Raw genomic sequence first — 24,864 nt, 5'->3', positions numbered from 1 at the left:
TCGGCTACTACGGGTCGCTGTCGTCCGGCTGGTCCGGCCGAGCCGACACGATCGCGCCCGTCTCGCCTTCGGCCTGTTCCTCGGCCTCCACCTCGGGATCCTTGGCCAGCAACACCTGCATGGCGTTGTTCAGGAACGCCACCGTCGGCACCGCCAGCAACGCGCCGACGATCCCGGCCAATACCCCACCGGTGGAGATGGCCAGCACCACCGCCAACGGATGGATCGAGACCGCGCGTCCCATCACCACGGGCTGCAGCACGTGCGCTTCGAGCTGGTTCACCACGATCAGCAGGCCGAGGGTGAGCAGCGCGTAGACCATGCCCTTGGCCAGCAGCGCCACCACCACCGCCAGCAGGCCAGAGACCAGTGCGCCGATCAGCGGTATGAAGGCGCCCAGAAACACGATGGAGGCCAGCGGCAACGCCAGCGGTACGCCCATGATCGCCAGACCGGCGCCCACCCCGGCCGCATCGGTCAGCGCGACCAGGAACGTGGCGCGGATGTAGCCGGTCAGGGCGCCGTATCCGGCCTTGCCGGCCTCGTGGACGCGGTCGCGGACATGGGTCGGGAAGATCTGCTGAACGTACTGCCAGATGTTGCGGCCACCGTAGAGGAAGAAGATCAGGGTGAACAGCACCAACACCGCGGCGGTAGCCAGCTCGGTGATGGTGGCCGCGGTAGACAGCGCCCCGCTGGTCAGCTTCGCTTGGTTGTTCCGCAGCGCTTCGATCGCGGAGTTGCCGGCGTTGTCGATCTGTTCGCGGCGCACGTGCGCCGGCCCCTCGATGAGCCAGCGGCGCAGGGAGTCGATGCTGTGCTCGACCTGGGTGACGAGGTCCGGGACGCCGACGATGAACTGGGTGACCACGAACGTCAGAATGCCGCCGAGGATCGCGAATCCGGCCAGCAGCACCAGCGCCACCGCGAAGCCGCGCGGCAGACCCCGCATGTCCAGCCAGTCCACCAGCGGCATCAGCAGCGCGCTGAACATCAGGGCCAGCAGCACCGGCACCACGATGACTTCGAGTTTCTCGACCACCCACAGCAGCGCCACCGCGGCCACCACGATGACCACCAGCCGCCACGACCATGCGGCGGTCTTGCGGACCAGCGGGCTTACCGCATCGTCATCGATAGTTGCTGACATCGGATCAGCGTAGCTGGACGCCGGTGCGGTGGGTCGCACGCGCTTCCTCACGACACGTCGGTGGTCGTGGAATCGGCATCGTCGAACCGGACACTGACCCGCTGAAAGCGTTTGACCCGTTCGGCTTTCGCCCGCCTGGTGTAGGTCTTGCGGTCAGCGGGGGTCAGGTCCACGTCGTCAGTGAACGGCGTCAGCAGGGCACGCGGGTGGAGTTGCTCCACCAGCACCACGTTGATCTCGGCGCACAACACCAACGTCGACGACACCAGGAACAGGAACGCGAGCATGCCCAGCACCAGCGCGAACACGCTGTTGGTCGCGCTGGCCGATTTCACGACGTGGCCGACGTAACCGGCGCCGAACCACTGCAGGACCTGCCAGATGAACGCCGCGGCCAGGGCCCCCGGCAGCACCTGGCGATAGCTGAGGTCGCGCGCGGTGGTGAGGCGGAAGGCCACCAGGCAGATCGACGCATTGATGCCGATGGCGACCAGCGCGATGCCGATTTTCCCGAACACGCCGAGCGATCCCGTCGCGTGCCCGACGCCGGACAGCAGGGTCGACGCGATGGCCGCCGAACCCAGCACGAACAGCAGCAGCAGGCTGAATGCCCGGGAACGGAACGGGTCGCGGCGCTGGTCCCGCGGCACCGCCCACACCGAATCCATCGCGTTCTGCACCGCCTGGCCCACACCCAGGCCCCCGTAGAGCGCGCCCAGTATGCCGACCACCACAGCGACCGTCCCGCCGCTGAGTCCCTCCGGCTGCTGCAGCTGGCTACCGATCACCGGGAACTGACTCAGGGTGCTCTGCAGCACCTTCGCCTTGAGATCCGGCCGGTCGGCGAGCAACACTCCCAGGCCGGTGGTCAACAGCAACAGCATGGGAAACAGCGACACGAACGCGTAGTAGGTGATCAGGGCGGCCAGGTAACTGCCTTGGTCGTCGAGGTACTTGTAGATGACGGCGACGGCCACCCCGACGCCGCGGTTACGCCGTTGCAGCCTGTCCAACCAGCCGACCATCGCCGATCACTTCATTCCCACGCCGAGATATCACGCCGACCCGACCCCCTGCCCGCAGGGTTGCGCCCGGTCATACCCCGATTTGCCGGTGGTCAATCGCGCCGGTCATCGGTGTCATTCCCCCAAAACCGCCGACGCGGGCCGCCACGGTTCGGTTACGACCCTGGAACGACCCCGACACGCTCGGCGACGTGCAGGTATGGTGTCGCCACCTGCGCGGTTACCCTAGTTCGATGTCACCGGACGCCGCTGCCCGCAAACCGGTGGGCGGGTGGTTGGAGACGCTCTCCCGCCCAGCAGACGCGCCCCCGCGCGGCAAGTACTGGTGGCTGCGGTGGGTGGGACTGTCCCTCGTGGTGCTCGTGCTCGGCGTCGAGATCGTGTTGGTGCGCGATCAACTGGCCAAGGCCTGGATGAGCTTGTTCGACGCCAAGTGGTGGTGGTTGGTCGCGGCGATGATCGCCGCGGCGGCGTCGATGCACAGTTTCGCTCAGATCCAGCGCACCCTGCTGGCGTCGGCCGGTGTACAGGTGAAGCAACTGCGTTCGGAAGCAGCGTTCTACGCCGCGAACTCGTTGAGTACCACGCTGCCCGGCGGGCCGGTGATCTCGGCGACGTTCCTGCTGCGCCAGCAGCGCCTGTGGGGCGCATCCACGGTGGTGGCGTCGTGGCAGCTGGTCATGTCGGGCGCGCTGCAGGCGGTCGGGCTGGCGGTGCTGGGTTTGGGTGGGGCGTTTCTGCTGGGCGCGAAGAACAACCCGTTTTCGCTGCTGTTCACGCTGGGCGGGTTCGTCGCGTTGTTGTTGCTGGCGCAGGCGGTGGCGTCGCGGCCGGAGTTGATCGAAGGCATCGGCATCAAGGTGCTGTCCTGGGTGAACTCCATTCGCGGCAAACCCGCCGAGACCGGTGTGGAGAAGTGGCGCGAGATCTTGATGCAGCTCGAGTCGGTGAGCCTGAGCCGACGCGACCTGGGGGCGGCGTTCAGCTGGTCACTGTTCAACTGGGTCGCCGACGTCGCGTGCCTGGCCTTTGCGGCCTACGCCGCGGGAGATCATGCCTCACTGGCAGGGTTGACGGTCGCCTACGCCGCGGCGCGCGCGGTGGGGACGATCCCGCTGATGCCGGGTGGTCTGCTGGTGGTGGAGGCAGTGCTGGTCCCCGGTCTGGTGTCCAGCGGAATGTCGTTGCCCAACGCCATCTCGGCGATGCTGATCTACCGGCTGATCAGCTGGCTGTTCATCGCCGCGGTCGGCTGGGTGGTGTTCTTCTTCATGTTCCGCCGGGTCACCGACAGCGACTCCGACGACCCGCCCACCGATCCAGGTGTCCGCGGCCGCGGGCTGAACGCTGTTGTCGATCCGTCCGACAGCGCGCTGCAGGGTCCGTTGCCGCCGCCGGAGCATGAGCCGGCGGCCGACGCCAACCAGCGAGGCTGATCAGCCGGCGGCGCGTGCCGGACCGGGACGGGGACCGGGCCCGGGGCCCGCGAGCGGGGCCGGCTGGCCGCCCACCGCGGCGGCGCCCGGCAGGCCCGGCAGCGCGCCGCCCGCGCCTTGGGCCGCCTGGAACAGGCTCAGTGCCTGCGGCAACGTGATCGGCAGTCTGCACTGGGTGCCCAGCTTGTTCAGCGGGTTGGCGAGGCCTTGCAGATCCAGCGCGACCTTCGGGTGGGTCTCGAAGTAGCTCTTGAGCGTGGTGGCCGACTGCGGGCCCGCGGGTTCCTGCAAGGCCGACGTCAGGGCCTGGTTGGTGTCCGGATGCGAATCCAGGTAATCACCGGTCTGCTTTGCGACGGTGCCCACGGTGCGGGCCACTTCGCTGGCCGCGCACGGGTCCGTCGAACCTGTTGCTGCGGGTGCCGCGACAGATGCGCTGCCGGCGCCGGTCAGACCGGCTGCGATCACTACTGCGAAAAGCCCGCGACGCGTGCTTGCTTGCATGGGTAACTCCTCGGTGGTTCGCCTCGCGATGTCTGCCGACCCGCGGGCCTCGACCATCCTGCCATCGGCGGCCGATACGTCGCCAACGCAACCTGAACGATTGCGCGGTGGCTGCGACGGCGCTGCGACTCCGCGTCCCGGTAACCCGCTGCGATCGCGGCTACGAGGGGATCCGCAAGCATTGCGGATCACAGACCGAACCGTTGTTCTGACGCTGTGGTCGGCAGATGACCGTCACGACTTAACAACGATCCCGGGGAACCGCTGTCACCGCAGCTCAGGAACCGATAAGCAAACTTCGGGCACAACGTCCTCCGGTAGGCTCGCGGGCGCGCTGCGTACGAAATCACGGAATACGGGGAGTGGGAAATCCAGCAGTTCATGATGCGGCTGAGCCGCAACCTGCGCCGATTTCGCTGGCTCGTCTTCGCCGGCTGGTTGCTCGCGCTGGTTCCGGCGGTGTATCTGGCGATGTCGCAGTCGGGGAATCTGACCGGCGGCGGATTCGAGGTCGCCGGCTCCCAGTCGCTCAACGTGCACGACCAACTCGTCGCGCAGTACCCCGAACTCGGCGCCTCCCCGCTGGCGCTGGTGGCCGCCCCCCGCGCCGACGCCACCTACCAGGACATCAACGACGCCGTCGCGCAACTGAAGAAGATCGCCGCCGACCTGCCCGGCGTCACCGTCGCACCCAATCCCACCCAGCGCCCACCGCAACCCGACCGGCCCTACGTCGTGACCCTGCACCTGGACGCCCGCAATCCCGGCACCAGCGACGTCGCCAAGAAACTGCGCCAACGGATCGGCGTGGAAGACGATCGCTCCGGGGAGACCGCCAACGGCCACGTGCGCCTCTACGTCATCGGTCAGGGCGCCCTGTCCGCCGCCGCGGCAGCCAACACCAAGCACGACATCGCCAAAGCCGAAGAGTGGAACCTGCCGATCATCCTGATCGTGCTGCTGGCGGTGTTCGGATCGCTGGCGGCCGCGGCGATCCCGCTGGCACTGGGCGTGTGCACGGTCGTGGTGACCATGGGACTGGTCTATCTGCTGTCCATGCACACCACCATGTCGGTATTCGTGACGTCGACGGTGTCGATGTTCGGCATTGCGCTGGCCGTGGACTATTCGCTGTTCATCCTGATGCGCTTCCGCGAGGAACTGCGCACCGGACGGCAGCCGCAGGAGGCGGTGGACGCCGCCATGGCCACGTCCGGGCTCGCGGTGGTGCTGTCCGGCATGACGGTCATCGCCTCGCTCACCGGTATCTACCTGATCAACACCCCGGCGCTGCAGTCGATGGCCACCGGCGCGATCCTGGCGGTCGCGGTCGCGATGCTCACCTCCGCCACGCTGACGCCGGCGCTGCTGGCCACCTTCTCCCGCGCAGCGGCCAAACGGTCGGTGCTGCTGCACTGGTCCAGGCGACCGGAGAGCACCGTCTCGCGGTTCTGGACGCGCTGGGTCGGCTGGGTGATGCGCCGGCCCTGGATTTCGGCGCTGGCGGCGTCGGCGGTGCTGCTGCTGATGGCGGCGCCGGCGACGGCGATGGTGCTGGGCAACAGCCTGCTGCGGCAGTTCGACTCGTCGCACGAGATCCGCGCCGGGGTGGCCGCGGCATCGCAGGCCCTCGGCCCGGGCTCGATGGGTCCGGTCCAGGTGCTGGTCACCTTCCCCGACTGGCCGGAGGGACCGGACGCCCCGCCCGCGCACGCCCAGATCATGGCGGCGCTGCGCGAGCAGATGGCCAAGGCGCCCGACGTCGCGTCGGTGCCACCCCCGGTCTACAGCGAAGACAAGAAGAGCGCGCTGCTCAGTGCGGTGTTGTCGGTCGACCCCGAAGACATGCGGGCCCGGCACACGGTGGACTGGATGCGCAGCCAGCTGCCGCGAACCGCCGGGGACGCGAAGGTGGCGGTCGGCGGGTCGACGGCGCTGATCAAGGACTTCGACGATCGGGTCGCCGAAACCCAGCCGCTGGTGCTGGGCTTCGTGGCGCTGATCGCCTTCCTGATGCTGCTGCTCTCGGTCCACTCGGTGCTGCTGGCGCTCAAGGGCGTGCTGATGACGTTGCTGTCGGTGGCGGCCGCCTACGGATCGCTGGTGATGGTCTTCCAGTGGGGGTGGGCCGCACCGCTCGGCTTCCCGCACCTGACCTCGATCGACAGCACCGTGCCCCCGTTGGTCCTGGCGATGACGTTCGGGTTGTCCATGGACTACGAGATCTTCCTGCTCACCCGGATCCGGGAGCGTTTCCTGCAGACCGGGCACACCCGCGACGCCGTCGCCTACGGGGTGAGCACCAGCGCCCGCACCATCACCAGCGCCGCGCTGATCATGATCGCGGTGTTCTGCGGGTTCGCGTTTGCCGGTATGCCGCTGGTCGCCGAGATCGGGGTGGCATGTGCGGTCGCGATCGCCGTCGACGCCAGCATCGTCCGGCTGGTCCTGGTGCCCGCCTTGATGGCGGTGTTCGCCAAGTGGAATTGGTGGATACCGGGTTGGCTGGGCCGGGTCCTGCCATCGGTGGACTTCGACCGTCCGCTGCCCGACGTCGACCTGGGCGGCGTCGTCGTGATCCCTGAGGACATCACCGCCGCGATCGCGCCCAGCGCCGATCTGCGCATGGTGATCAAGTCGGCCGCTAAGCTCAAAACCCTTGCCCCCGATGCCATTTGCGTGACCGACCCGCTGGCTTTCACCGGCTGCGGGCGCACCGAGCCGGACCGGGACCCGGCGACGGCCGAAGACACCGACTCGGTGACGCTGACGCTCGCCACCGGCCCGGTGGGGCAGGCCACCGCACGCAAAGTCGGGCTGTCCTACCGCTCCAGCATCGCCCGGGCCATGCCGTGGACCGACCGGCCGGTGCACCCCGTCACCCTGTGGCGCGGACGGTTGGCCGTTGCCCTCGACGCCCTGCAGAGCCGGGAGCCCAGGTCGGCACGGCCCCGGTACCGGCGGCAGAGCCCGGTGGAGACCACGAATGTCCAGCTGCCCACCGGCGATCGCCTGCAGGTGCCCACCGGCGCCGAAACGCTGCGGCTCAAGGGCTACCTGATCATGAGCCGTAACAGCAGCCGCGATTATGCCGACTTTGCTGACATGGTGGAGGTGATGGAACCGGAGACCGCAGCGGTGGTGCTGTCCGGGATGGATAGGTATTACTGTTGTCAGCCTCCCGGCTCGTCTCCCCGGCGGTACTGGGTCGCCAGCCAGCTGGTCCGCCGGCTGGCCGATCCCGATCCGTGCGACCTCGACGACGTGTCGACAGATTCCGGTGTCAAGGCAAACTGGGAGGAGGTCCGGCAGCGCTGTCTGTCGGTGGCCGTCGCGATGTTGGAGGAGGCGAGGTGACGTTGGCAGCCGACCAGCGCAGACCGGCGCCTGCCCGCGGCGCCAGGTCCAGGCCCGAGGCGGCCGGGCACCCCGACCCGGATCAGCCGGTCGAATTCTGGTCCACCGCCGCTATCCGCTCGTCGTTGGAGGGTGGCGACATCGCCACCTGGAAGCGCATTGCCAGCGCGCTCAAACGGGACCCGTACGGCCGCACCGCCCGTCAGGTCGAGGAGATCCTCGGCGGTGCGCGCCCGGCCGGCATCGCCAAGGCGCTGTGGGAGGTGCTGGAGCGGGCTCGTGCGCACCTGGAGGCCAATGAGCGCGCCGAGGTCGCCCGCCACGTGAAGCTGCTGATGGACCGCTCCGGCCTGGTGCAGCAGGAGTTCGCCTCGCGTATCGGCGTCACCGCCGAAGACCTGGCCGACTACCTGGACGGTCGCGTCAGCCCGTCGGCTTCCCTGATGATCCGGATGCGCCGGTTGTCCGACCGGTTCGTGCGGGTCAAGAACGAACGCTCGCCGCACGCCAACTAGCGGGCACTGATCGGCGCGATGTCCTGTACCAGCCAGTCGTTGCCGCGCTTGGTCAACGTCACCCGCACCGCCGGGGCCGCCTGACTGGTGGGCTGGCCGGGCGAGTTCTGCGTCACCCGCATGATCACCGCAACGCTGGCCGCCGACGGCCCGATGGCCTCGACCCCGGCCGCCAAGGTCGACGCCTGCGCCGTCACCTTGCGCTGCAACAGGTCCGCGCTGGTCCTGGTGTACTCCTCTTTGAACTTGCCGGCCTGCTCCGGCACCATCAGCGAGGCAGCACGGTCGATATTCACCCCCGGAGCCGTCGGCGAGAACGACGCCACCGCCTCGGCGGCGCCGGTGGCGACCTGCACCACCGTCACCGAGTCCCGCTTGAACTGGTCGTCGTTGGCGGTCCAATGCGTGTAGCCGGTCAGCACCGCCGCGCAGACGGCCGCCGTGGCCAGAAATGCCACCGCGAGCCGCAGCCGGGGCGCGTCGTCGTCGGTGCCGAGGGTGACCGCATCGCGGCGCATCAACCAGAAGTTGACGGCTACGCCCTCGACGATCAGCAGCACCAGCGCGGTGCCGACCGCCACCCACCACCGCGGCCAGGCCAGCACCACGCCGATCGCCGCCAGCGCGGCGATCGCCACCAGCGGCGCCAGGATGTCGAACGCCGCGAACCGCCAGGCGTTCCTCATTTGATCAGCTCCAGCTTGGAGATCATCAGCTTGCCGTCGATCTGCGAGACGTCCAACCGCAGGCTCCAGCGCACCACCTGCGGTTGTCCGCCGGACTTCTCGGCCACCGAAGCGGCCACCAGCATCACCGAGTCGGTTCGGGTGGCGAAGGCGGGCAGCTTGGTGGGTACCACCTGTCGCGGCGATCCGGGGACGGTATCGAGGTCGCGGTGCATGGTGTCGATGGCCACCGACTCCACCCGGCCGACGCTCTGTGCCTGTAGCTTCGCGGCCACCTGCCGGTAGCCCTGCATGGTGGCCTCGAAGTCGGTGTTGAGTTCGCCGACCGTCCCGTCGTGCAGCCGTTGCAGGCTGGCGTCGATGTTGCTGCTGTTCATGTTGATCAGCACGTTGGACCACTCGTAGGCCGTTTGCATGACCTTGGACAGGTAGATGCGCTCGCCGGAGTCGTCTTTGTGGTTGGTCCAGATGAGCACGCCGAGCACCACCGCCGCGACGCAGACCAGGCCCAGCACCGCCGACGCGATGCCGTAGGGGGAGAACACCCCGCTGCCGTACTCGGCGTCGTCGGCGTCTGCGGTCTCGCTGTCCGCCTCAGTTTTCTCCTGGTCAGGCATGGCCCGATCGTTGCACCCGAAACCAGATGGAAGGATGGCGGGGTGACAGTAGAGGCCATCCGCTCGGGTATCGATCTGAGCTACGTCGACCCAGCCGCCCGACCGCAGGACGACCTTTTCGGTCATGTGAACGGCCGCTGGCTGACCGAGTACGACATTCCCGCCGACCGCGCCACCGACGGCGCCTTCCGCACCCTGTTCGACCGCGCCGAGGAGCAGGTGCGCGACCTGATCGTGGAGGCGAGCCGCAGCCAGGCCGCGCACGGGACCGACGAGCAGCGCATCGGCGACCTCTACGCCAGCTTCCTCGACGAGGAGACCGTGCAGCGCCGGGGGCTGCAACCGTTGCACGACGAACTGCAGGTCATCGACAGCGCCGCCGATCGTGCTGCGCTGGCCGCAGCGGTCGGGGCCCTGCAGCGCACCGGGGTGGGCGGCGGTGTCGGGTTCTACGTGGACACCGACTCCAAGAACTCCACCCGCTACCTGGTGCACTTCAGCCAGTCCGGGATCGGCCTGCCCGACGAGTCCTACTACCGCGACGAGCAGCACGCCGCCGTGCTCGCGGCCTACCCGGGCCACATCGCGACGATGTTCGGGCTGGTCTTTGGCGGCCCCGCCGACGAGCACGCCGACACCGCGGCCCGCATCGTGGCGCTGGAGCGCAAACTCGCCGCCGCGCACTGGGACGTGGTCAAGCGCCGCGACGCCGACCTCACCTACAACCTGCGCAGTTTCGCCGACCTGCAGACCGAGGGCGGCGGCTTCGACTGGGCCGGATGGACGGCAGGGCTGGGCACCACGCCGGAACGTGTCGCGGAAGTCGTTGTCCGGCAACCGGATTACCTCACCACCTTCGCCGAGCTGTGGAGCAGTGCGGATTTCGAGGACTGGAAGAGCTGGGCGCGCTGGCGGTTGATTCGTGCCCGATCCCCGTGGCTGACCAGTGAATTGGTGGACGCGGACTTCGATTTCTACGGCCGCCGGCTCACCGGCACCGAGCAGATCCGGGACCGCTGGAAGCGGGCGGTTTCGCTGGTGGAGACCCTGATGGGCGACGCCGTCGGGAAACTGTATGTGCAGCAACACTTTCCGCCGGGCGCCAAGGACCGCATCGACGCGCTGGTGGAAAATCTGCAGGAGGCCTACCGGATCAGCATCAGCGACCTGGACTGGATGACGCCGCAGACCCGCGAGCGTGCGCTGACCAAGCTGGCCAAGTTCACCGCCAAGGTCGGCTATCCGGTCAGCTGGCGGGACTACTCGGCGCTGGTGATCCGCCGCGACGACCTGTACGGCAACTACCAGCGCGGCTACGCCGTCAACCACGATCGGGAACTGGCCAAGCTGGGTGGCCCGGTGGACCGGGACGAATGGTTCATGACACCGCAGACCGTCAACGCCTACTACAACCCCGGGATGAACGAAATCGTCTTTCCCGCCGCCATTCTGCAGCCGCCGTTCTTCGACGCCGACGCCGACGACGCCGCCAACTACGGTGGCATCGGTGCGGTGATCGGCCACGAGATCGGGCACGGTTTCGACGACCAGGGCGCCAAGTACGACGGTGACGGCAACCTGGTGGACTGGTGGACCGACGACGACCGCACCGAGTTCGGCGCCCGCACCAAGGCCCTGATCGAGCAGTACGAGGCGTATGTCCCGCGCGACCTGGACGGTGGGCACCACGTCAACGGCGCATTCACCGTCGGCGAGAACATCGGCGACCTCGGCGGACTGTCGATCGCGCTGCTGGCGTATCAGTTGTCGCTGAACGGCCGGCCGGCGCCGGTGATCGACGGTCTCACCGGCGTGCAGCGCGTCTTCTTCGGCTGGGCTCAGGTGTGGCGCACCAAATCCCGTGCCGCCGAAGCGATCCGGCGCCTGGCGGTGGACCCGCACTCGCCGCCGGAGTTTCGCTGCAACGGCGTGATCCGCAACGTGGATGCGTTCTACGAGGCGTTCGACGTGTCCGAGGAGGACCAACTGTTCCTCGACCCGGGCAGCCGCGTCCGCATCTGGAACTAGGCGCACCCCCGGGCCCGCACCAAACCATAAGGTGACTCACTAGTAACTTTTCAGTACCTCAAGTATGGTTTAACCTAAGTTGTCGTGGTCAACAGACACTGAAAACCACGACACGGGGGTACACGTGATCGAATCTCGGGACGACTTGACGTTCTATCTGGCGGCGGACCTCAAGGCCCAGGGGCTGGAACGCTGGCGGCTGCGGTACCGGCTGACGCAGCGCCCGACACATTTCCAGCGGCTGCTGCGCAAATCGGAATACTGGACCAACACCGCGCGCACGCCGGTAGGACGCCTCATCGCCGGTTATTTCCAGCTACGGACCAAGCTGCTCGGCGAGCGACTCGGCTTCGTCGTCTCGCGCAACGTCTTCGGCCCGGGGTTGTCGATCGCCCACGTGGGCCCGCTGCACGTGCACTACCGGGCGAAGATCGGCGCCAATTGCCGTATCCACCAAGGGGTTTCAATCGGAGAGGGGCTCCCCGGCCAGTATCCCGTCATCGGCGACGACGTGTTCATCTCTCCTGGCGCCATCATCCTCGGCGTCGACGTCGGCAATCGCGCGAGCATTCGTGCCGGAGCGGTGGTGACCAAGCCGGTTCCCGACGATGTCGAGGTCGCCGGCGTGCCCGCCCGGATCATCTACGACCGGCGCCAACCCGCCGTACCGTCGCTGCTCAGCCGTTCGGCTTCGTAACCGCCGGGGCTACAACTGCCAGTCGTTGGAGCCGTCATTCTTCGGCACACCGACGGAGTTCTTGACGATGATCGGGTCTCCGCTGCCGAAGTTGTCGAAGAACCACTTGGCGTTGGACGGGCTCAGATTGATGCAGCCGTGGCTGACGTCCCGCTTGCCCTGATCGCCCACCGACCACGGTGCGCTGTGTACGAAGTTGCCGCTGTTGTCGAACCGGACGGCGTCGGACACGGTCACCTTGTAGCCGTTGGCCGAGTTGACCGGGACCCCGTAGGTCGAGGAGTCCATCACCACGGTCGGCATCTTCTCCAGCACGTAATAGGTGCCGTTGGCGGTCTGATGACCGCCGGAGGCCATACCCATCGACATCGGGAACGTCTGGACGACGGTCCCGTTGCGGGTGATCGTCATCTGGTGCGTGGCGTCGTCGGCGGTGGCGATCAGCGAGTCGCCGGTACGGAAGCTCGACTTGGTGCCGGCCGCATCGATGTTCACCGCGGTGTTGGGCGGCCAGAACGCCAGCGGCCGCCAGCGCACCTGCGACGGGGTCAGCCAGTAGAACTTGCCCGGCACCGGCGGGACCGACGAGATGTGGATGGCGCGCTCGGCCATCGCCTGGTCGGCGATCGGTACCTGGAAGTTGATGATGATCGGTTTTGCCACGCCCACCATCGCGCCGTTCACCGGATTGAAGGCCGGCGGCCGGAACGGCGGTTCGCCGATGAACGGGGTGTTGTCCTGACCGGCCGGCGCGGGTCCGCTGGCCACCGGCGCCGCGCCCGGGATGCCCGGAATCGGTGCCAGCGGGTCGGGCAGCGGCGGCAGGGCTATCGGATCCGGCAGCACGGGGTCACCCGGCGCGACCACGACGGGGCCGGGGTCGCCGGGCGGCTCGTCCGGGTCAGCCACTGCCGGACCGGCACCCAGCGCCAGCACTGCGACCACCCCGAAAACGTTCAGAGCGGCAGCGACAAAGGCCCAGAGACGTCCCCTCGAAAAGTCTCTCGTCCTGCGCGACATATCGATCCCTCCGGTCAAATTCTCCGACCCAGTGTGGCACAGCAGCACCACCGGTTAGCCAATCGGCGAGCTCCGGCCAACCGTTACCGACCCCAGTTCAGGCCGCTGACCTGCGGTGTTAATCGTCCTGTGAAATTGCCGTCCCGGCCCCCTGGGCAGGGTCCGCCGGCAGCGCTTCGATCACCCGCCCGAGCGCCGACATCGCCAGCAACGCCAGGCCCATCAGGATCGCCGACGCGGTCAGCATCATCGCCACACTGCGCTCCAACAGCAGCCCGCCGGCCAGCGAGCCTGCCATGATGCCCACCTGAAACGCCGTCACATACAGACTGGAGGCACCGTCGGGGTCGTCCGCCCCGGCGCGCATAGCGGCGGCCTGCAGCATCGGCGACACCGCGGTGGCCATCGCCCCCCACAGCACGATCGCGGCGGTCCCCACGATCAGCGCCGTGCGGGCGGAGTCGTGCCAGCGGTAGGCCAGCACACTCAACAACACCAGGGCGGTCGTCAGCCCGGCGATGCAGATGATGACGGCACCGCGGGGGCGGCGGTCCAGCGGCCGGCCCACCAACGCGACCGCGAGCACCCCGGCGATGCCGTAGGCGGCCAACAGCCAGGCCTGGTTGGGGCCCCGGACCCCGACGACCTCCGCGAGAATCCGCACGATGTAGGTGTAGGAGACGAAGTGGCCGGTGACCCCGATCATGGTGATCAGGCTGACGATGACCAACGCCCGGTTGCGGTGGTGGCGCGAGCGGCGGCCCACGAACTGCAGCTGGTCTTGCGTCAACGTCATTTCCGGCAGCACCACTCGCGCGGCCACGGTGATGACGGCGGCGACCACCGTGATGCACTCGGCTGCCACCCGCCAACCCCACATCAGGCTCAGCGCAGCGGTGAGTGGACTCCCGATCACCAGCGCCAGGCTGGTGCCGATGTAGGTCGACATGGTGGCCCGCCCGGCATGGCTGGGCGGTACCAGCCGGGTGGCGATCGGGGCGATCACCGACCACAGCAGCCCGTGGGTGACCGCGCACAACACCCGCCCGGCGGCCAGCACCGCGAAACTGGGTGCCACCGCCGAGATGAGCTGCGAGACGGTCAGACAGGCCAGGCTGAGCAGCAGCGTCGAGCGGCGCGGCCAGTGCGCCGTCCAGCGCACCAGCGGAACTGTCATCACCGCTGCCACCAGCGCATACCAGGAGACCAGCGCCCCGACCCAGAAGACGCTCACGTGCAGGTCCCGCGAGATGGCGGACAGGGCACCCACCGGCAGCAGTTCGGCGGTGACATAGATGAAGGCCGCCGCGGCCAATACCGACAGTTGAACCGCGATCCGTGGTGTCCACGTTCGGGCGGCACTGGCGGCTTGAGCAGTCATGGTGTGAAGTGCAAAACCGCCGGGGCAGCTACGGTAGCTGGCCGGCGCGGTTTCGCACCTTTACCGTACGCAACGCAGCACTCAGGACCGAACCAGGCGCGCGATGGCTGCGGACGCTTCGGCCAGCTTGTCGTCGACATCGGGGCCGCCCTCGGTCACCGCCCGGGTGACGCAGTGATTGAGATGCTCGTCGAGCAATCCCAGCGCCACCGACCGCAGGGCACTGTTGACGGCGCTGATCTGGGTCAGCACGTCGATGCAGTACTTGTCCTCTTCGATCATGCGCGCAATGCCGCGCACCTGGCCCTCGATGCGCCGCAACCGTTTGCCGTAGTTGTCCTTCTGCTGCGCGTATCCGTGCGGTGCGCTCATCTACTCTCCCGACGAACTGGTCACTATATACCCCGCTAGGGTATCAGACCGGAGCGGTCATTGATTTTGGCGCGATGGCCCCGCACCGCATACTTGCAGGATGGCCCCAGTTCCCGAGCAAGCCCCTGGTCAAGTCGACATCAAGCCCCGCAGCCGCGACGTCACCGACGGTCTGGAGAAGGCCGCCGCCCGCGGCATGCTGCGCGCGGTGGGCATGGTGGACGAGGACTTCGCCAAGGCGCAGATCGGGGTCGCCTCGTCCTGGAACGAGATCACGCCGTGCAACCTGTCGCTGGACCGACTGGCCAAGGCGGTCAAGGAGGGCGTTTTCCAGGCGGGCGGCTACCCGCTGGAGTTCGGCACCATCTCGGTGTCCGACGGCATCTCGATGGGTCACGAAGGCATGCACTTCTCCCTGGTGTCGCGCGAGGTGATCGCGGACAGCGTCGAGACCGTCATGCAGGCCGAGCGCCTGGACGGCTCGGTGCTGCTGGCCGGCTGCGACAAGTCGCTCCCGGGCATGCTGATGGCCGCCGCGCGGCTGGACCTGGCCTCGGTGTTCCTCTACGCCGGTTCGATCCTGCCGGGGGTGGCCAAGCTGTCCGACGGCAGCGAGCGCGAAGTCACCATCATCGACGCCTTCGAGGCCGTCGGCGCCTGCTCGCGCGGATTGATGAGCCGCGCCGACGTCGACGCCATCGAACGCGCCATCTGCCCCGGCGAGGGTGCCTGCGGCGGCATGTACACCGCCAACACCATGGCCAGCGCGGCCGAGGCACTGGGCATGTCGCTGCCGGGCAGCGCGGCACCCCCGGCGACCGACCGCCGCCGCGACGGGTTCGCCCGCCGCAGCGGCCAGGCGGTCGTCGAATTGTTGCGGCACGGCATCACCGCGCGCGACATCCTGACCAGGGAGGCCTTCGAGAACGCGATCGCGGTGGTGATGGCGTTCGGCGGGTCGACCAACGCGGTGCTGCACCTGCTGGCCATCGCGCACGAGGCGGAAGTCGAGTTGTCGTTGGACGACTTCAGCCGGATCGGCTCCAAGGTGCCGCACCTGGCCGACGTCAAGCCGTTCGGCCGGCACGTGATGTCGCATGTGGACCACATCGGCGGGGTGCCGGTGGTGATGAAAGCGCTGCTGGACGCCGGCCTGCTGCACGGGGGCTGCCTGACGGTGACCGGCAAGACCGTCGCCGAGAACCTGGCCGACATCGCCCCACCCGACCCGGACGGCAAGGTGCTGCGCGCGCTGGACAACCCGATCCACCCCAGTGGCGGCATCACCATCCTGCACGGGTCGCTGGCGCCGGAGGGTGCGGTGGTCAAGTCGGCCGGCTTCGATTCTGACGTGTTCGAAGGCACCGCAAGGGTTTTCGACGGCGAGCGGGCGGCCCTCGATGCGCTCGAGGACGGCACCATCACCACGGGCGACGCAGTGGTGATCCGCTACGAAGGGCCCAAGGGCGGTCCCGGGATGCGCGAAATGCTCGCCATCACCGGCGCCATCAAAGGCGCCGGGCTCGGTAAGGACGTGCTGTTGCTGACCGACGGCAGGTTCTCCGGCGGGACGACGGGCCTGTGCGTGGGCCACATCGCACCCGAAGCGGTGGACGCGGGTCCCGTCGCGTTCCTGCGCGACGGCGATCGGATCCGCCTCGACGTGGCCAGCCACACGCTGGACGTGCTGGTCGATCCCGACGAGTTCGCGGCCCGCCGGGCGGGGTTCACGCCCCCGGCGCCGCGCTACCGGACCGGGGTGCTGGCCAAGTACGTCAAGCTGGTCAATTCGGCCGCAACCGGGGCGGTCTGCGGCTAGCACCGGCGACCGGTTGAATTCCCGCTATTTTGGCCGCAACCGGCAATCTCCGACGCTAACATCGGGCGCGTCCAGCGATGCTGTGTCGTCAGCAGCGCGTTACCACAGCGAGGTGCCCGTTGACGTACGCACTGGTTTCACCCCAGCTCCTCACCTCGGTGGCAGCCGAATTGGAGGGCCTCGGCGCCCTGCTCGCCAGTGGTAACGCGACCGCTGCGGCGACCACGACCGCCGTGGCCAGCGCGGCGGCCGACGAGGTGTCCGAGGCCGTCGCGGCGCTGTTCTCCCAGCACGCGGTGGGCTACCAGGAGCTGGCCCGGCAGATGGGCGCGTTCCATGATCAGTTCACCGCCACCCTGTACGCCACCTCGAACGCGTACCTGTCCGCCGAAAACGCCAACAGAGGACTGCTCGGCCTGATCAACGCCCCCACCAACGCGGTGCTGGGTCGCCCGTTGATCGGTAACGGCGCCGACGGGATGACCGTCAACGGGGTGGGCACCGCCGGCGGTCCCGGCGGCATCATCTACGGCAGCGGCGGCAACGGCGGGAACAGCACGAATGTGGGCGCCGTCGGCGGTGCCGGCGGGTCGGCAGGCCTGCTCGGCAATGGGGGCTTCGGCGGGTTCGGCGGACCGGGCGGCGCCGGCGGCGCCGGCGGCAATGGCGGCTCGCTGGGCGGCAACGGCGGGGCCGGTGGCATGGGCGGGACGGGCGTCGCGGGCCTGGCCGGCGCCGTCGGCGGTGCGGGCGGCAACGGGGGCGCCGGCGGCAATGCCGGCATGCAGGGTCACGCCGGGGCCGGCGGTGCCGGTGGCGACGGCGGCCAAGGCGGCGCGGGCGCGACCGGGCAGCAGGGTGGCGCGGGCGGGGCCGCGGGTGCCGGTGGGAACGGCGGCACCGCCGGACACTTCGGCCACAACGGCGCCGGTGGTGATGGCGGCATCGGGGGCGCCGGCGGCAAGGGGGGTACCGGCCTCACCGGCCAGCAGGGCGCAGCCGGCGGTGCCGGCGGCCTGGGCGGTGACGGCGGCAATGCCGGATCGGGCGCAGCGAACGGTGACGGCGGGCGCGGCGGTGACGGCGGAATGGGTGGCTCCGGTGGACAGGGTGCGGCAGACACCGGCAGCGGCGCCACCGTCGGCGGCAAAGGCGGCGACGGTGGCAATGCCGCCGCAGGTGGAGCCGCCGGAACCGGTGGCAGCGGCGGGACGGTAGGCGTCTACGGCACGGGCGGGCAGGGTGGCACCGGCGGACAGGGTGGGGCCGGCCTCAGCGCGGCTGCCGGTTCGGGCGGTACGGGTACCAACGGCGCGGCCGGCGGGTGGGGTGGAACCGGCGGCAACAGTGGCGCCGGTGGCACGAACGGCAGCGGTGGCACCGGTGGCGTCGGCGGCGACGGCGGCGACGGCGGCAGCGGCGCGGCCGACACCGGCAGCGGCCCCGGAGCCGGCGGCAACGGTGGTGACGGCGGGACCGGTGGCCAGAACGGCCTGGCCGGCAAGGGCGGCACCGGCGGCAGCGTGGGGACCGGCGGCGTGGGCGGTGTAGGTGGCGCCGGCGGCGGTGGTGCCGCGGGGGCGGACGGCACCGGCCGCGCGGGCGGCGAAGGCGGCATGGGTGGTGACGGCGGCCGGGGTGGCGGCGCCACCCTCGGCGGGGTCAACGGCGACGGTGGCCGCGGCGGTGTCGGCGGTGACGGTGGCAAAGGCGGCTCCGGAACCGCCGACACCGGCTCCGGCGGCGGTCAGGGCGGGTACGGCGGTGACGCCGGCCAGGGTGGCAGCGGCGGCTGGAGCGGTGGAGGCCCCGGCAGCAGCGCCAACGCCGGAATCGGAGGGGACGGCGGAGTCGGTGGGGACGGCGGCGTCGGCGGCGACGCGATCGCCGGGTCCAGCAATTACGGCGGCTACGGCGGTGACGGCGGGTACGGCGGTGACGGCGGATACGGCGGCAACAGCGAACACACCACCGGCGGTAAGGGCGGCAACGGCGGCAACGGCGGAAACGCCGCGGCCGGCGGTACCTCCGGGGACGGCAGCCAGATGGCCTGGGGCTCCGGTGGCACCGGCGGTGAGGGCGGTCAGGGCGGCTTCGGCGGCGCCGGCAAGATCAATCAACCCGGCGGTACCGGCGGTGAGGGTGGCAACGGTGGCGACGGCGGCAACAGTGGCACCGGTGGCACGGCCGGCACTGGTGGCGCCGGCGGTACCGGCGGTGGCGGCGGCTATGGCGGACCCGGCGATTACCAGCAGAACGGCTCGGCGGGTGGCGCCGGCGGCACCGGCGGCACCGGCGGTGACCCGGGCACCGGTGGTACCGCGGCGCTGGGCGGAGACGGCGGCACCGGTGGCGTCGGCGGCGGTGGCGGTTACGGCGGTACGGGTAAGGAATCCGTCGGCGCCCAGGGCGGCATGGGCGGCACCGGGGGCACCGGCGGCAACCCGGGTGCCGGTGCCCTCGGCGGGAACGGTGGTGACGGCGGCATCGGAGGTCAGGGCGGCTACGGAGATACCGGTGACTCGACGGATGGTTGGGCGGGTGGTGTCGGTGGCACCGGTGGCACCGGCGGCACGCCGGGACCGGGTGGTGCCGCTGCCGGTAACGGGGGTCAGGGCGGCCTCGGAGGTGTGGGCGGCTACGGCGGCAGCGGCGGCAGCGACCAAACCGGATTCGCCGGTGGTGCCGGTGGCCTGGGCGGTTCCGGCGGCGAGGGCGGTGCCGCGCCCGTCGGCGCCGCCAACGGCAACGGCGGCAGCGGCGGTCAGGGCGGCCGGGGCGGTGTCGGTGGCTACGGCGGTTACAACGACGGCAGCGACTCGGGTAAGACCGGCGGTGTCGGCGGCCAGGGCGGCGACGGCGGTGGTTTCGGGCAACCCGGCTCGGGTTCGGGCACCGCGGGCCAACAGGGTGGTGGAGGCGCTGGCGGGCTGGGCGGCACCGGCGGCATCGGCGGGCCGGGGTACTTCAACGCCGATGCCGGCCAGGGCGGTCCGGGCGGTCACGGCGGCGCCGGGGCGACCGGCGGAGCGGGCCAGGCGGGCGGCAAGGGTGGACCGGGCGGCACCGGCGGACTCGGTGGTGGCGCAACCGGCAATGGCGATGGCGGCGTAGGCGGTCTCGGCGGCAATGGTGGCGACGGCGGCGACGGCGGCGACGGAGTCGTGAACGGCCAGGGCGGCGGCAACGGCGGTGGCGGCGGCGTGGGTGGCAGCGGCGGCGCGGGCGGGCATTCCGCCGGCACCGGCAACGGCGGCAATGGCGGCCCCGGCGGGCTGGGCGGCGACGGTGGCGACGGCGGCACCGGGGACGGTGCGGCAGGCGGTCTCGGCGGCGGGGGCGGCATCGGCGGCTACGGCGGCGTCGGCACCGACCCGGGTGGTCTCGGCGGCGCGAGCGGCCTCGGCGGCGCTAGCGGCCAGAACGGCTGATCCGCGAAGTTCGCCTTACCGGGGCAGTCAACGTCCTTTACCGGATACCCCTATGGGGTATACACTGACGGGGCGGAGGTTCCCCCTCCGTTTATGTCCCGAAGATGAGGTGATATCGAATGACAACTCACGAAGCTGGAACCGAGCTGACCTGCGGCCACGAGGGTTGCGGTTGTCGCGTTCGCGTCGAGGTCCCGTGCCACTGCTCCGGGGCCACCGAGCCGTATCGCTGCACGTGCGGCGAAGCGCTGGTGCCGGTGCAGTAGTCACCACTTCCGGGCGTGCGTTCGGGTCGCCCCTGCGCACCCGAACGTGCGCCCGGTCAACACGTGTAAGGCGCCGAGCGTCCTCACAGGTGCGTCAAAACGCCGGTGTGAGCGGCATTCTGCGGACGCTCGGCGAACGACCGGAGAATCGAACGGCTAGATCCGGCGGCCTTCGCGGCGCAGCAGATCCTGGGCCGACAATCCGCCCCCGCCGCCGCGGCGACGCTGGCGCCCGTCCACCGCATCGTCGTCCTGGATGCCGCGGGCGTTGAGCTTCTCGGTGGCCGTCTCGGCGTCGGCGTCGGGCCGCTGTGCGGGTATGGCAGCGGTCTTGTCCGAATCCTCCGGCGCGTCGGGCCGGCTACCCGCGATGGGCATCTTGTTGGTCGCACCGGTCGACGGGGTCGGCGGTTTCGGCGCGGCATTCTTCGGCGCCGCGTTCTTGGGTGCCGGCCCCCGGGGGGTCGGGGCGGGGCCGTTCCGCGTGTTCTGCGGCTGGCCTGCGGTCTGCCCGGACCGGACCGGGACCTGCGGACTGCTCGTGGAGGCCGGCCCGTCGGACGTCAGCTCCGGACGCGCGGGCCGGGGCAACGGCGCCGGATGGGTGGGGTCGTGCGGGGCCCGCGGCGTCGCAGCCACCAGGCCGGCCGTCACCGGCGGCCGTGGGCCGCGACCGGCGTTAGGGGGTCGCTTGCGCTCGTCGGGCAGCTGGATCTCACCCAAACCGATGCGGGTCTGCAGGCGGCGCATCCAGCGCGGCGCCCACCAGCAGTCGTCGCCGAGCAGCTTCATCACCGAGGGCACCAGGAACATCCGGACCACGGTCGCGTCCAACAACAACGCCGCCATCAACCCGAACGCCAGGTACTTCATCATCACCAGGTCGGAGAACACGAACGACCCGGCCACCACGGCGAGAACCAACGCGGCCGCGGTGATCAACCGCCCGGTGGTGGCGGTGCCGATCCGGATCGACTCCTGGGTGGACATGCCGTTCTCCCGGGCCTCGACCATGCGGGACACCAGGAACACCTCATAGTCGGTGGCCAGGCCGTAACCGACAGCGACCACCAGCGCGATGATCACCACCATCAGCGGGGTGGGCGTGAAATTGAGCAGACCGGCGCCGTGCCCGTCGATGAAGATCCAAGTCAGGATGCCCATGGTGGAACCGAGCGTCAGCACGCTCATCACCGCGGCCTTGATCGGCAGCACCACCGAACCGAACGCCAGGAACATCAACAGCATGGTGGTGGTGATCAGCACGATCACCATCAGCGGCGCCCGGTCCACCAGGCTGTGGATCGAATCCTGCTCCAGCGCGGGTGTGCCGCCGACGTAGATGTCGATGCCCTTGGGTGGGGTGATCGACCGCAGCTCGCCCAGCTTCCGGGCCGAATCGGCCGGATTGGTCAGGGCGTTCTGCAGCACCCGCACCGACGGGTCCTTGGTGCCGCCCGGCGCCTGCGGGCGTTCCTGCCACATGTTGGCCGGGTTGTTGTCCTGCTCGATGAAACCGCTGATCGACATGGCCTTGGCGCGGATGTCGGCGACCTGCTGGTCGGTGACCGGCTGATGGTTCTCCGACTGGATCACCAACGTCAGCGGGTTGGTGCGGTAGCCGGGGAAGAGTTGGTCGAAGTGCTCCTGGGCCTGGCGCGCCGCGTTGTTCGGCGGCAGGTACTTCTCGCTCATGCCGCCCAGTGACATATTGCCCAGCGGGATGATCAGCAGGATCATCCCGACCACGATCGGGATGGCGAAGGCCAGCGGGCGTTTCATCACGAAGTTCGTCAGCTTGCCCCAGAAGCCGGCCTCGACCTCCTCACGCGTCTTGGTCTTCTGCAGCCGGTCGGCCAGCCAGTTCAGGTAGGCCCGCGACACCTTCCAGTTGCGCAGGAACGGCACCCGGAACGCGGTCCGCACCCCCAGGGCGTCGACGTGCTTGCCCAGCACACCCAGGCAGGCCGGCAGCAGCGTGATGGACAGGATCGCGGCCAGGGTGACCGCCGTGATCAGGGCATAGGTCAGCGACTTCACGAAGCCCTGCGGCAACAACAGCAGGCTGGCGCCTGAGGCGGCGATGAGCACCGCCGAGAACACCACTGTCCGCCCGGCCGTCATCACGGTGCGGCGCACCGCGGTCTCGGTGTCGTAGCCCTCGGCGATCTCCTCGCGGAAGCGGCTCACCACGAACAGCCCGTAGTCCACTGCGATACCCAGACCGATCAGCGAGACCACCGGTTGGGCGAAGAAGTGCACCGGCCCGAACATCGCGATCAACCGCAGGATGCCCAGCGAGCCGGCGATGCTCAGACCGCCGACCATCACCGGCAGGCACGCCGCGACGGCGCCACCGAACACCAGGAACAACACCACCGCGACCAGGGGTAGCGCCAGCACTTCCATGCGCCGCTGGTCGGTGGCGATGGTGCCGGTCAGGGCGCTGGCGATCGGTTGCAGGCCGGCCAACTGGACGGTGCCGCCGTCGAGTTTCTGCAGCGCGGGTTCGATGGTCTTGTAATTGGTCAGGATGGTGTCGTCGTCGTCGCCGTTCAGCGGGATCGACACGAAGGTGTAGTGCTTGTCGTCGGTGGCCATGCCCTTGATGACCGGGCTGGTGTTGTCCGGGGAGCGCAGATACCCGGCCCAGCCGAACACCTCTTTGGGATGGTCGGCGACGAACTTGTTCAGCTCGTCGGTGATCTTCTTCGACCAGGCCGGGTCGTTGACCGTCTTGCCGTCCGGAGCCTTGAAGATCGCGACGATGTGTCCGGTCCGGTCGCGGCCGTAGACCTTGTCACCAAGGATCGACGCCTTGACCGACTGGCTGCCGTCGTCGTAGAAACCACTCTGCGTGACGTGCTTGCCGAGGCTGAGCCCGAAAATGCCGCCGCCCAGGCACAACGCGACCGTGACCCCGATTACGATGTAGCGCAATCGGTACACAGTTCGACCCCACCAGGCGAACACTTAAGCTCCTTACTGGATCTGTAGCGACCCGCGCATTGCTGTGCACTGCTCTTTTATTGTCAGACCCTCATCACGTCACACGCGAGGTCAACAGCGAGGACAGCGGCCGGAACGGCTGCAACCATGCTCCCTGCTCGGGTAGCGAATCCAGGCCGATCCGCGGCAGTGGCTCCCGGAACACACCTGCGATGTCCTCCAGGTCGACGAACTCCAAGCTATCCGACGCTAGCGCCCAACTAGCGTGTTCACGAAATCCAAGCACGTGAACAGGGGTTCCGCCGCGCGCCACCTCCTCGAGCGGTAACCGAAAGGCCTGGCCGTCGGCGGAGGCCACCATCAGCGCCGCGAGTCCTTCGCGGTAGCGCAGCTCGATGTGCTCCAGCATGTCGCGGTCGACGTCGCTGTCTTCGTCGATCTTGGGTTTGGCGAAGACGGCGAATCCGACGTTGCGCAGCGCGTCCACCCAGGGCCGGACCACCTCGGCGCTGCCGGGTGCGATGTTGGTGAACACGGTCGCCTCGGGGACGACCCGGACATCGGGTGTCTGCGCCGAGACGTCGGCGGTGCGGGCCAGCAGCCAGCGGCCCAGCGCGTCGAACCGGGGCCGTTCCACCCCGGTCGGCCGACGGCCCAGGATGGAACCCAGACCCATGTCGAGGTTGGGCGCGTCCCACACCAGCAGCACCCGCTGGACCCGCTGTGGGGTGGGGTCGGTGAAGCCGGCCAACCCTTCCTGCGCCAGATCTCCCGCCGCCAGCATCGGGCGGTCCAGGGTTTCCGACGCGGCGGTGCCGACGTCTTCGCTGAGGCTCATCTGATTTCGGGCTTCTTCCATACGAACTCGCAGACGCTGCTGCCCGCTTCCTGGGCCTTCGTCTCGTACTTGGTCATGGGCCGAACCACGGAGATCGGCAGGTATTCGGAGCCGGGGTCGACGCGGACGAGGTGCGGTGCGGGAGCGAGGGCGGCGATGTGCTCGGCGTAGCCAGGGTGATCCGTCGCGACATGCAGGACACCACCGGGGAGTAACCGGTCCGCGATCAGAGCAACCGTGCCCGGCTGAAGCAGGCGCCGCTTGTGGTGGCGGGCCTTGGGCCACGGGTCCGGGAAAAAGACCCGCACGCCGGTCAGCGATGCCGGGGCGATCAGGTCTTTGAGCACGTCGACGCCGTTTCCGCGGATCAGCCGGATGTTCTCGACGCCGGCATCGTCGATCGCGCACAGCAGCTGGGCCAGGCCGCGGCGATAGATCTCCACCGCGATCACGTCGATGTCGGGCTCGGCTTGCGCCATCGCCAGCGTCGATGTCCCGCTGCCGCACCCGATTTCGAGCACCAGCGGCGCGTCCCGGCCGAACCAGGAGCGGATGTCCAGCGGCTCGTCGGCCTGCCGGCCCAACTCCGGCCAGCGCCGCTCCCAGGTTTCGCGCTGGGCGTGGGACAGGGCCGACCGCCGCGACCGGAAACTCGTGGGCGGGAGATAGCCCCAGGGCGTGTCGGGCCGTAGCCCCACCCTGGGTTGCGCGTGCATTTGTCCATGGTGGCTCATGATCGATAGGTGTAGCCGCCTCTGGTCCAGATTGATACC

At 69.3% G+C, this 24,864-nt stretch carries 19 protein-coding genes; 8 read left to right on the top strand and 11 right to left on the bottom strand.

Annotated elements, in window-relative coordinates; all coding sequences use genetic code 11:
- Positions 1–7: 7 nt before the first annotated feature.
- Both AC5Y6Y_RS14035 and AC5Y6Y_RS14030 read right to left on the bottom strand, forming a co-directional pair.
- On the bottom strand, positions 8–1,150 hold the full coding sequence (locus tag AC5Y6Y_RS14035; RefSeq protein ID WP_473138898.1) for an AI-2E family transporter: 1,143 nt from the start codon (positions 1,148–1,150) through the stop codon (positions 8–10).
- A 47-nt stretch (positions 1,151–1,197) separates the two neighbouring features.
- The gene (locus AC5Y6Y_RS14030) at positions 1,198–2,175 is read right to left on the bottom strand and encodes a YihY/virulence factor BrkB family protein (protein WP_473138899.1); all 978 of its coding nucleotides are present in this window, start codon (positions 2,173–2,175) and stop codon (positions 1,198–1,200) included.
- A gap of 233 nt (positions 2,176–2,408) precedes the next feature.
- Here AC5Y6Y_RS14030 and AC5Y6Y_RS14025 point away from each other — a divergent pair, with 233 nt between their 5' ends.
- Positions 2,409–3,611 (top strand): lysylphosphatidylglycerol synthase transmembrane domain-containing protein, encoded by a 1,203-nt coding sequence (locus AC5Y6Y_RS14025; protein WP_473138900.1) that lies wholly within the window; start codon positions 2,409–2,411, stop codon positions 3,609–3,611.
- Here AC5Y6Y_RS14025 and AC5Y6Y_RS14020 read toward each other — a convergent pair whose 3' ends face one another.
- On the bottom strand, positions 3,612–4,115 hold the full coding sequence (locus AC5Y6Y_RS14020) for a hemophore (protein WP_473138901.1): 504 nt from the start codon (positions 4,113–4,115) through the stop codon (positions 3,612–3,614). It lies immediately after the preceding gene.
- Between the two features lie 381 nt (positions 4,116–4,496).
- On the opposite strand from AC5Y6Y_RS14020, the gene AC5Y6Y_RS14015 reads away from it, so the two are divergent.
- A complete protein-coding gene (locus tag AC5Y6Y_RS14015; protein WP_473138902.1) occupies positions 4,497–7,472 on the top strand; it encodes an MMPL family transporter in 2,976 nt (991 codons plus the stop codon).
- Complete coding sequence (locus tag AC5Y6Y_RS14010) at positions 7,469–7,987, top strand: XRE family transcriptional regulator (RefSeq protein ID WP_463827977.1); 519 nt, start codon at positions 7,469–7,471, stop codon at positions 7,985–7,987. The genes AC5Y6Y_RS14015 and AC5Y6Y_RS14010 overlap by 4 nt, the downstream gene beginning before the upstream one ends.
- Here AC5Y6Y_RS14010 and AC5Y6Y_RS14005 read toward each other — a convergent pair.
- The gene (locus AC5Y6Y_RS14005; protein WP_463827978.1) at positions 7,984–8,673 is read right to left on the bottom strand and encodes a hypothetical protein; all 690 of its coding nucleotides are present in this window, start codon (positions 8,671–8,673) and stop codon (positions 7,984–7,986) included. The genes AC5Y6Y_RS14010 and AC5Y6Y_RS14005 overlap by 4 nt on opposite strands.
- Complete coding sequence (locus AC5Y6Y_RS14000; RefSeq protein ID WP_473138903.1) at positions 8,670–9,290, bottom strand: hypothetical protein; 621 nt, start codon at positions 9,288–9,290, stop codon at positions 8,670–8,672. The genes AC5Y6Y_RS14005 and AC5Y6Y_RS14000 overlap by 4 nt, the downstream gene beginning before the upstream one ends.
- A 42-nt stretch (positions 9,291–9,332) precedes the next feature.
- Here AC5Y6Y_RS14000 and AC5Y6Y_RS13995 point away from each other — a divergent pair, with 42 nt between their 5' ends.
- The gene (locus AC5Y6Y_RS13995; protein ID WP_473138904.1) at positions 9,333–11,318 is read left to right on the top strand and encodes a M13 family metallopeptidase; all 1,986 of its coding nucleotides are present in this window, start codon (positions 9,333–9,335) and stop codon (positions 11,316–11,318) included.
- A gap of 124 nt (positions 11,319–11,442) precedes the next feature.
- Positions 11,443–12,015: a serine acetyltransferase gene (locus AC5Y6Y_RS13990; RefSeq protein ID WP_463827981.1), complete on the top strand. Its 573-nt coding sequence runs from the start codon at positions 11,443–11,445 to the stop codon at positions 12,013–12,015.
- Between the two features lie 9 nt (positions 12,016–12,024).
- On the opposite strand, the gene AC5Y6Y_RS13985 is transcribed toward AC5Y6Y_RS13990, so the two are convergent.
- The 3 genes from AC5Y6Y_RS13985 to ricR form a co-directional block, all read right to left on the bottom strand.
- Positions 12,025–13,035 (bottom strand): L,D-transpeptidase, encoded by a 1,011-nt coding sequence (locus AC5Y6Y_RS13985; RefSeq protein ID WP_463827982.1) that lies wholly within the window; start codon positions 13,033–13,035, stop codon positions 12,025–12,027.
- 118 nt (positions 13,036–13,153) lie between these two features.
- Positions 13,154–14,416, bottom strand: coding sequence for an MFS transporter (locus AC5Y6Y_RS13980; RefSeq protein WP_463827983.1), 1,263 nt, complete (start codon positions 14,414–14,416; stop codon positions 13,154–13,156).
- Positions 14,417–14,497: 81 nt separating this feature from the next.
- Positions 14,498–14,788, bottom strand: coding sequence for a copper-sensing transcriptional repressor RicR (gene ricR / locus AC5Y6Y_RS13975; RefSeq protein WP_463827984.1), 291 nt, complete (start codon positions 14,786–14,788; stop codon positions 14,498–14,500).
- Positions 14,789–14,888: 100 nt separating this feature from the next.
- Here ricR and ilvD point away from each other — a divergent pair, with 100 nt between their 5' ends.
- From ilvD to mymT, 3 genes are all read left to right on the top strand, one after another.
- Complete coding sequence (gene ilvD / locus AC5Y6Y_RS13970) at positions 14,889–16,607, top strand: dihydroxy-acid dehydratase (protein ID WP_463827985.1); 1,719 nt, start codon at positions 14,889–14,891, stop codon at positions 16,605–16,607.
- A gap of 119 nt (positions 16,608–16,726) precedes the next feature.
- Positions 16,727–20,038: a PE family protein gene (locus AC5Y6Y_RS13965; RefSeq protein WP_473138905.1), complete on the top strand. Its 3,312-nt coding sequence runs from the start codon at positions 16,727–16,729 to the stop codon at positions 20,036–20,038.
- A gap of 119 nt (positions 20,039–20,157) precedes the next feature.
- Complete coding sequence (gene mymT / locus AC5Y6Y_RS13960; protein WP_246398338.1) at positions 20,158–20,304, top strand: copper-binding metallothionein MymT; 147 nt, start codon at positions 20,158–20,160, stop codon at positions 20,302–20,304.
- A gap of 156 nt (positions 20,305–20,460) precedes the next feature.
- Here mymT and mmpL3 read toward each other — a convergent pair whose 3' ends face one another.
- From mmpL3 to trmB, 3 genes are all read right to left on the bottom strand, one after another.
- Positions 20,461–23,277: a trehalose monomycolate exporter MmpL3 gene (gene mmpL3 / locus AC5Y6Y_RS13955; protein WP_463827987.1), complete on the bottom strand. Its 2,817-nt coding sequence runs from the start codon at positions 23,275–23,277 to the stop codon at positions 20,461–20,463.
- Between the two features lie 70 nt (positions 23,278–23,347).
- Positions 23,348–24,091 carry an NYN domain-containing protein gene (locus AC5Y6Y_RS13950; protein ID WP_473138906.1) on the bottom strand — a complete coding sequence of 248 codons (744 nt, stop codon included), beginning with the start codon at positions 24,089–24,091 and terminating at the stop codon, positions 23,348–23,350.
- Complete coding sequence (gene trmB / locus AC5Y6Y_RS13945) at positions 24,088–24,825, bottom strand: tRNA (guanosine(46)-N7)-methyltransferase TrmB (RefSeq protein WP_463827989.1); 738 nt, start codon at positions 24,823–24,825, stop codon at positions 24,088–24,090. Before trmB ends, AC5Y6Y_RS13950 begins: the two co-directional genes overlap by 4 nt.
- Positions 24,826–24,864 lie beyond the last annotated feature (39 nt).

The sequence above is a fragment of the Mycobacterium sp. NGS24 genome (genome assembly GCF_059813065.1).
Note: the sequence above shows the minus strand (reverse complement) of the source record. Positions and strands in the feature narration are given on the sequence as shown.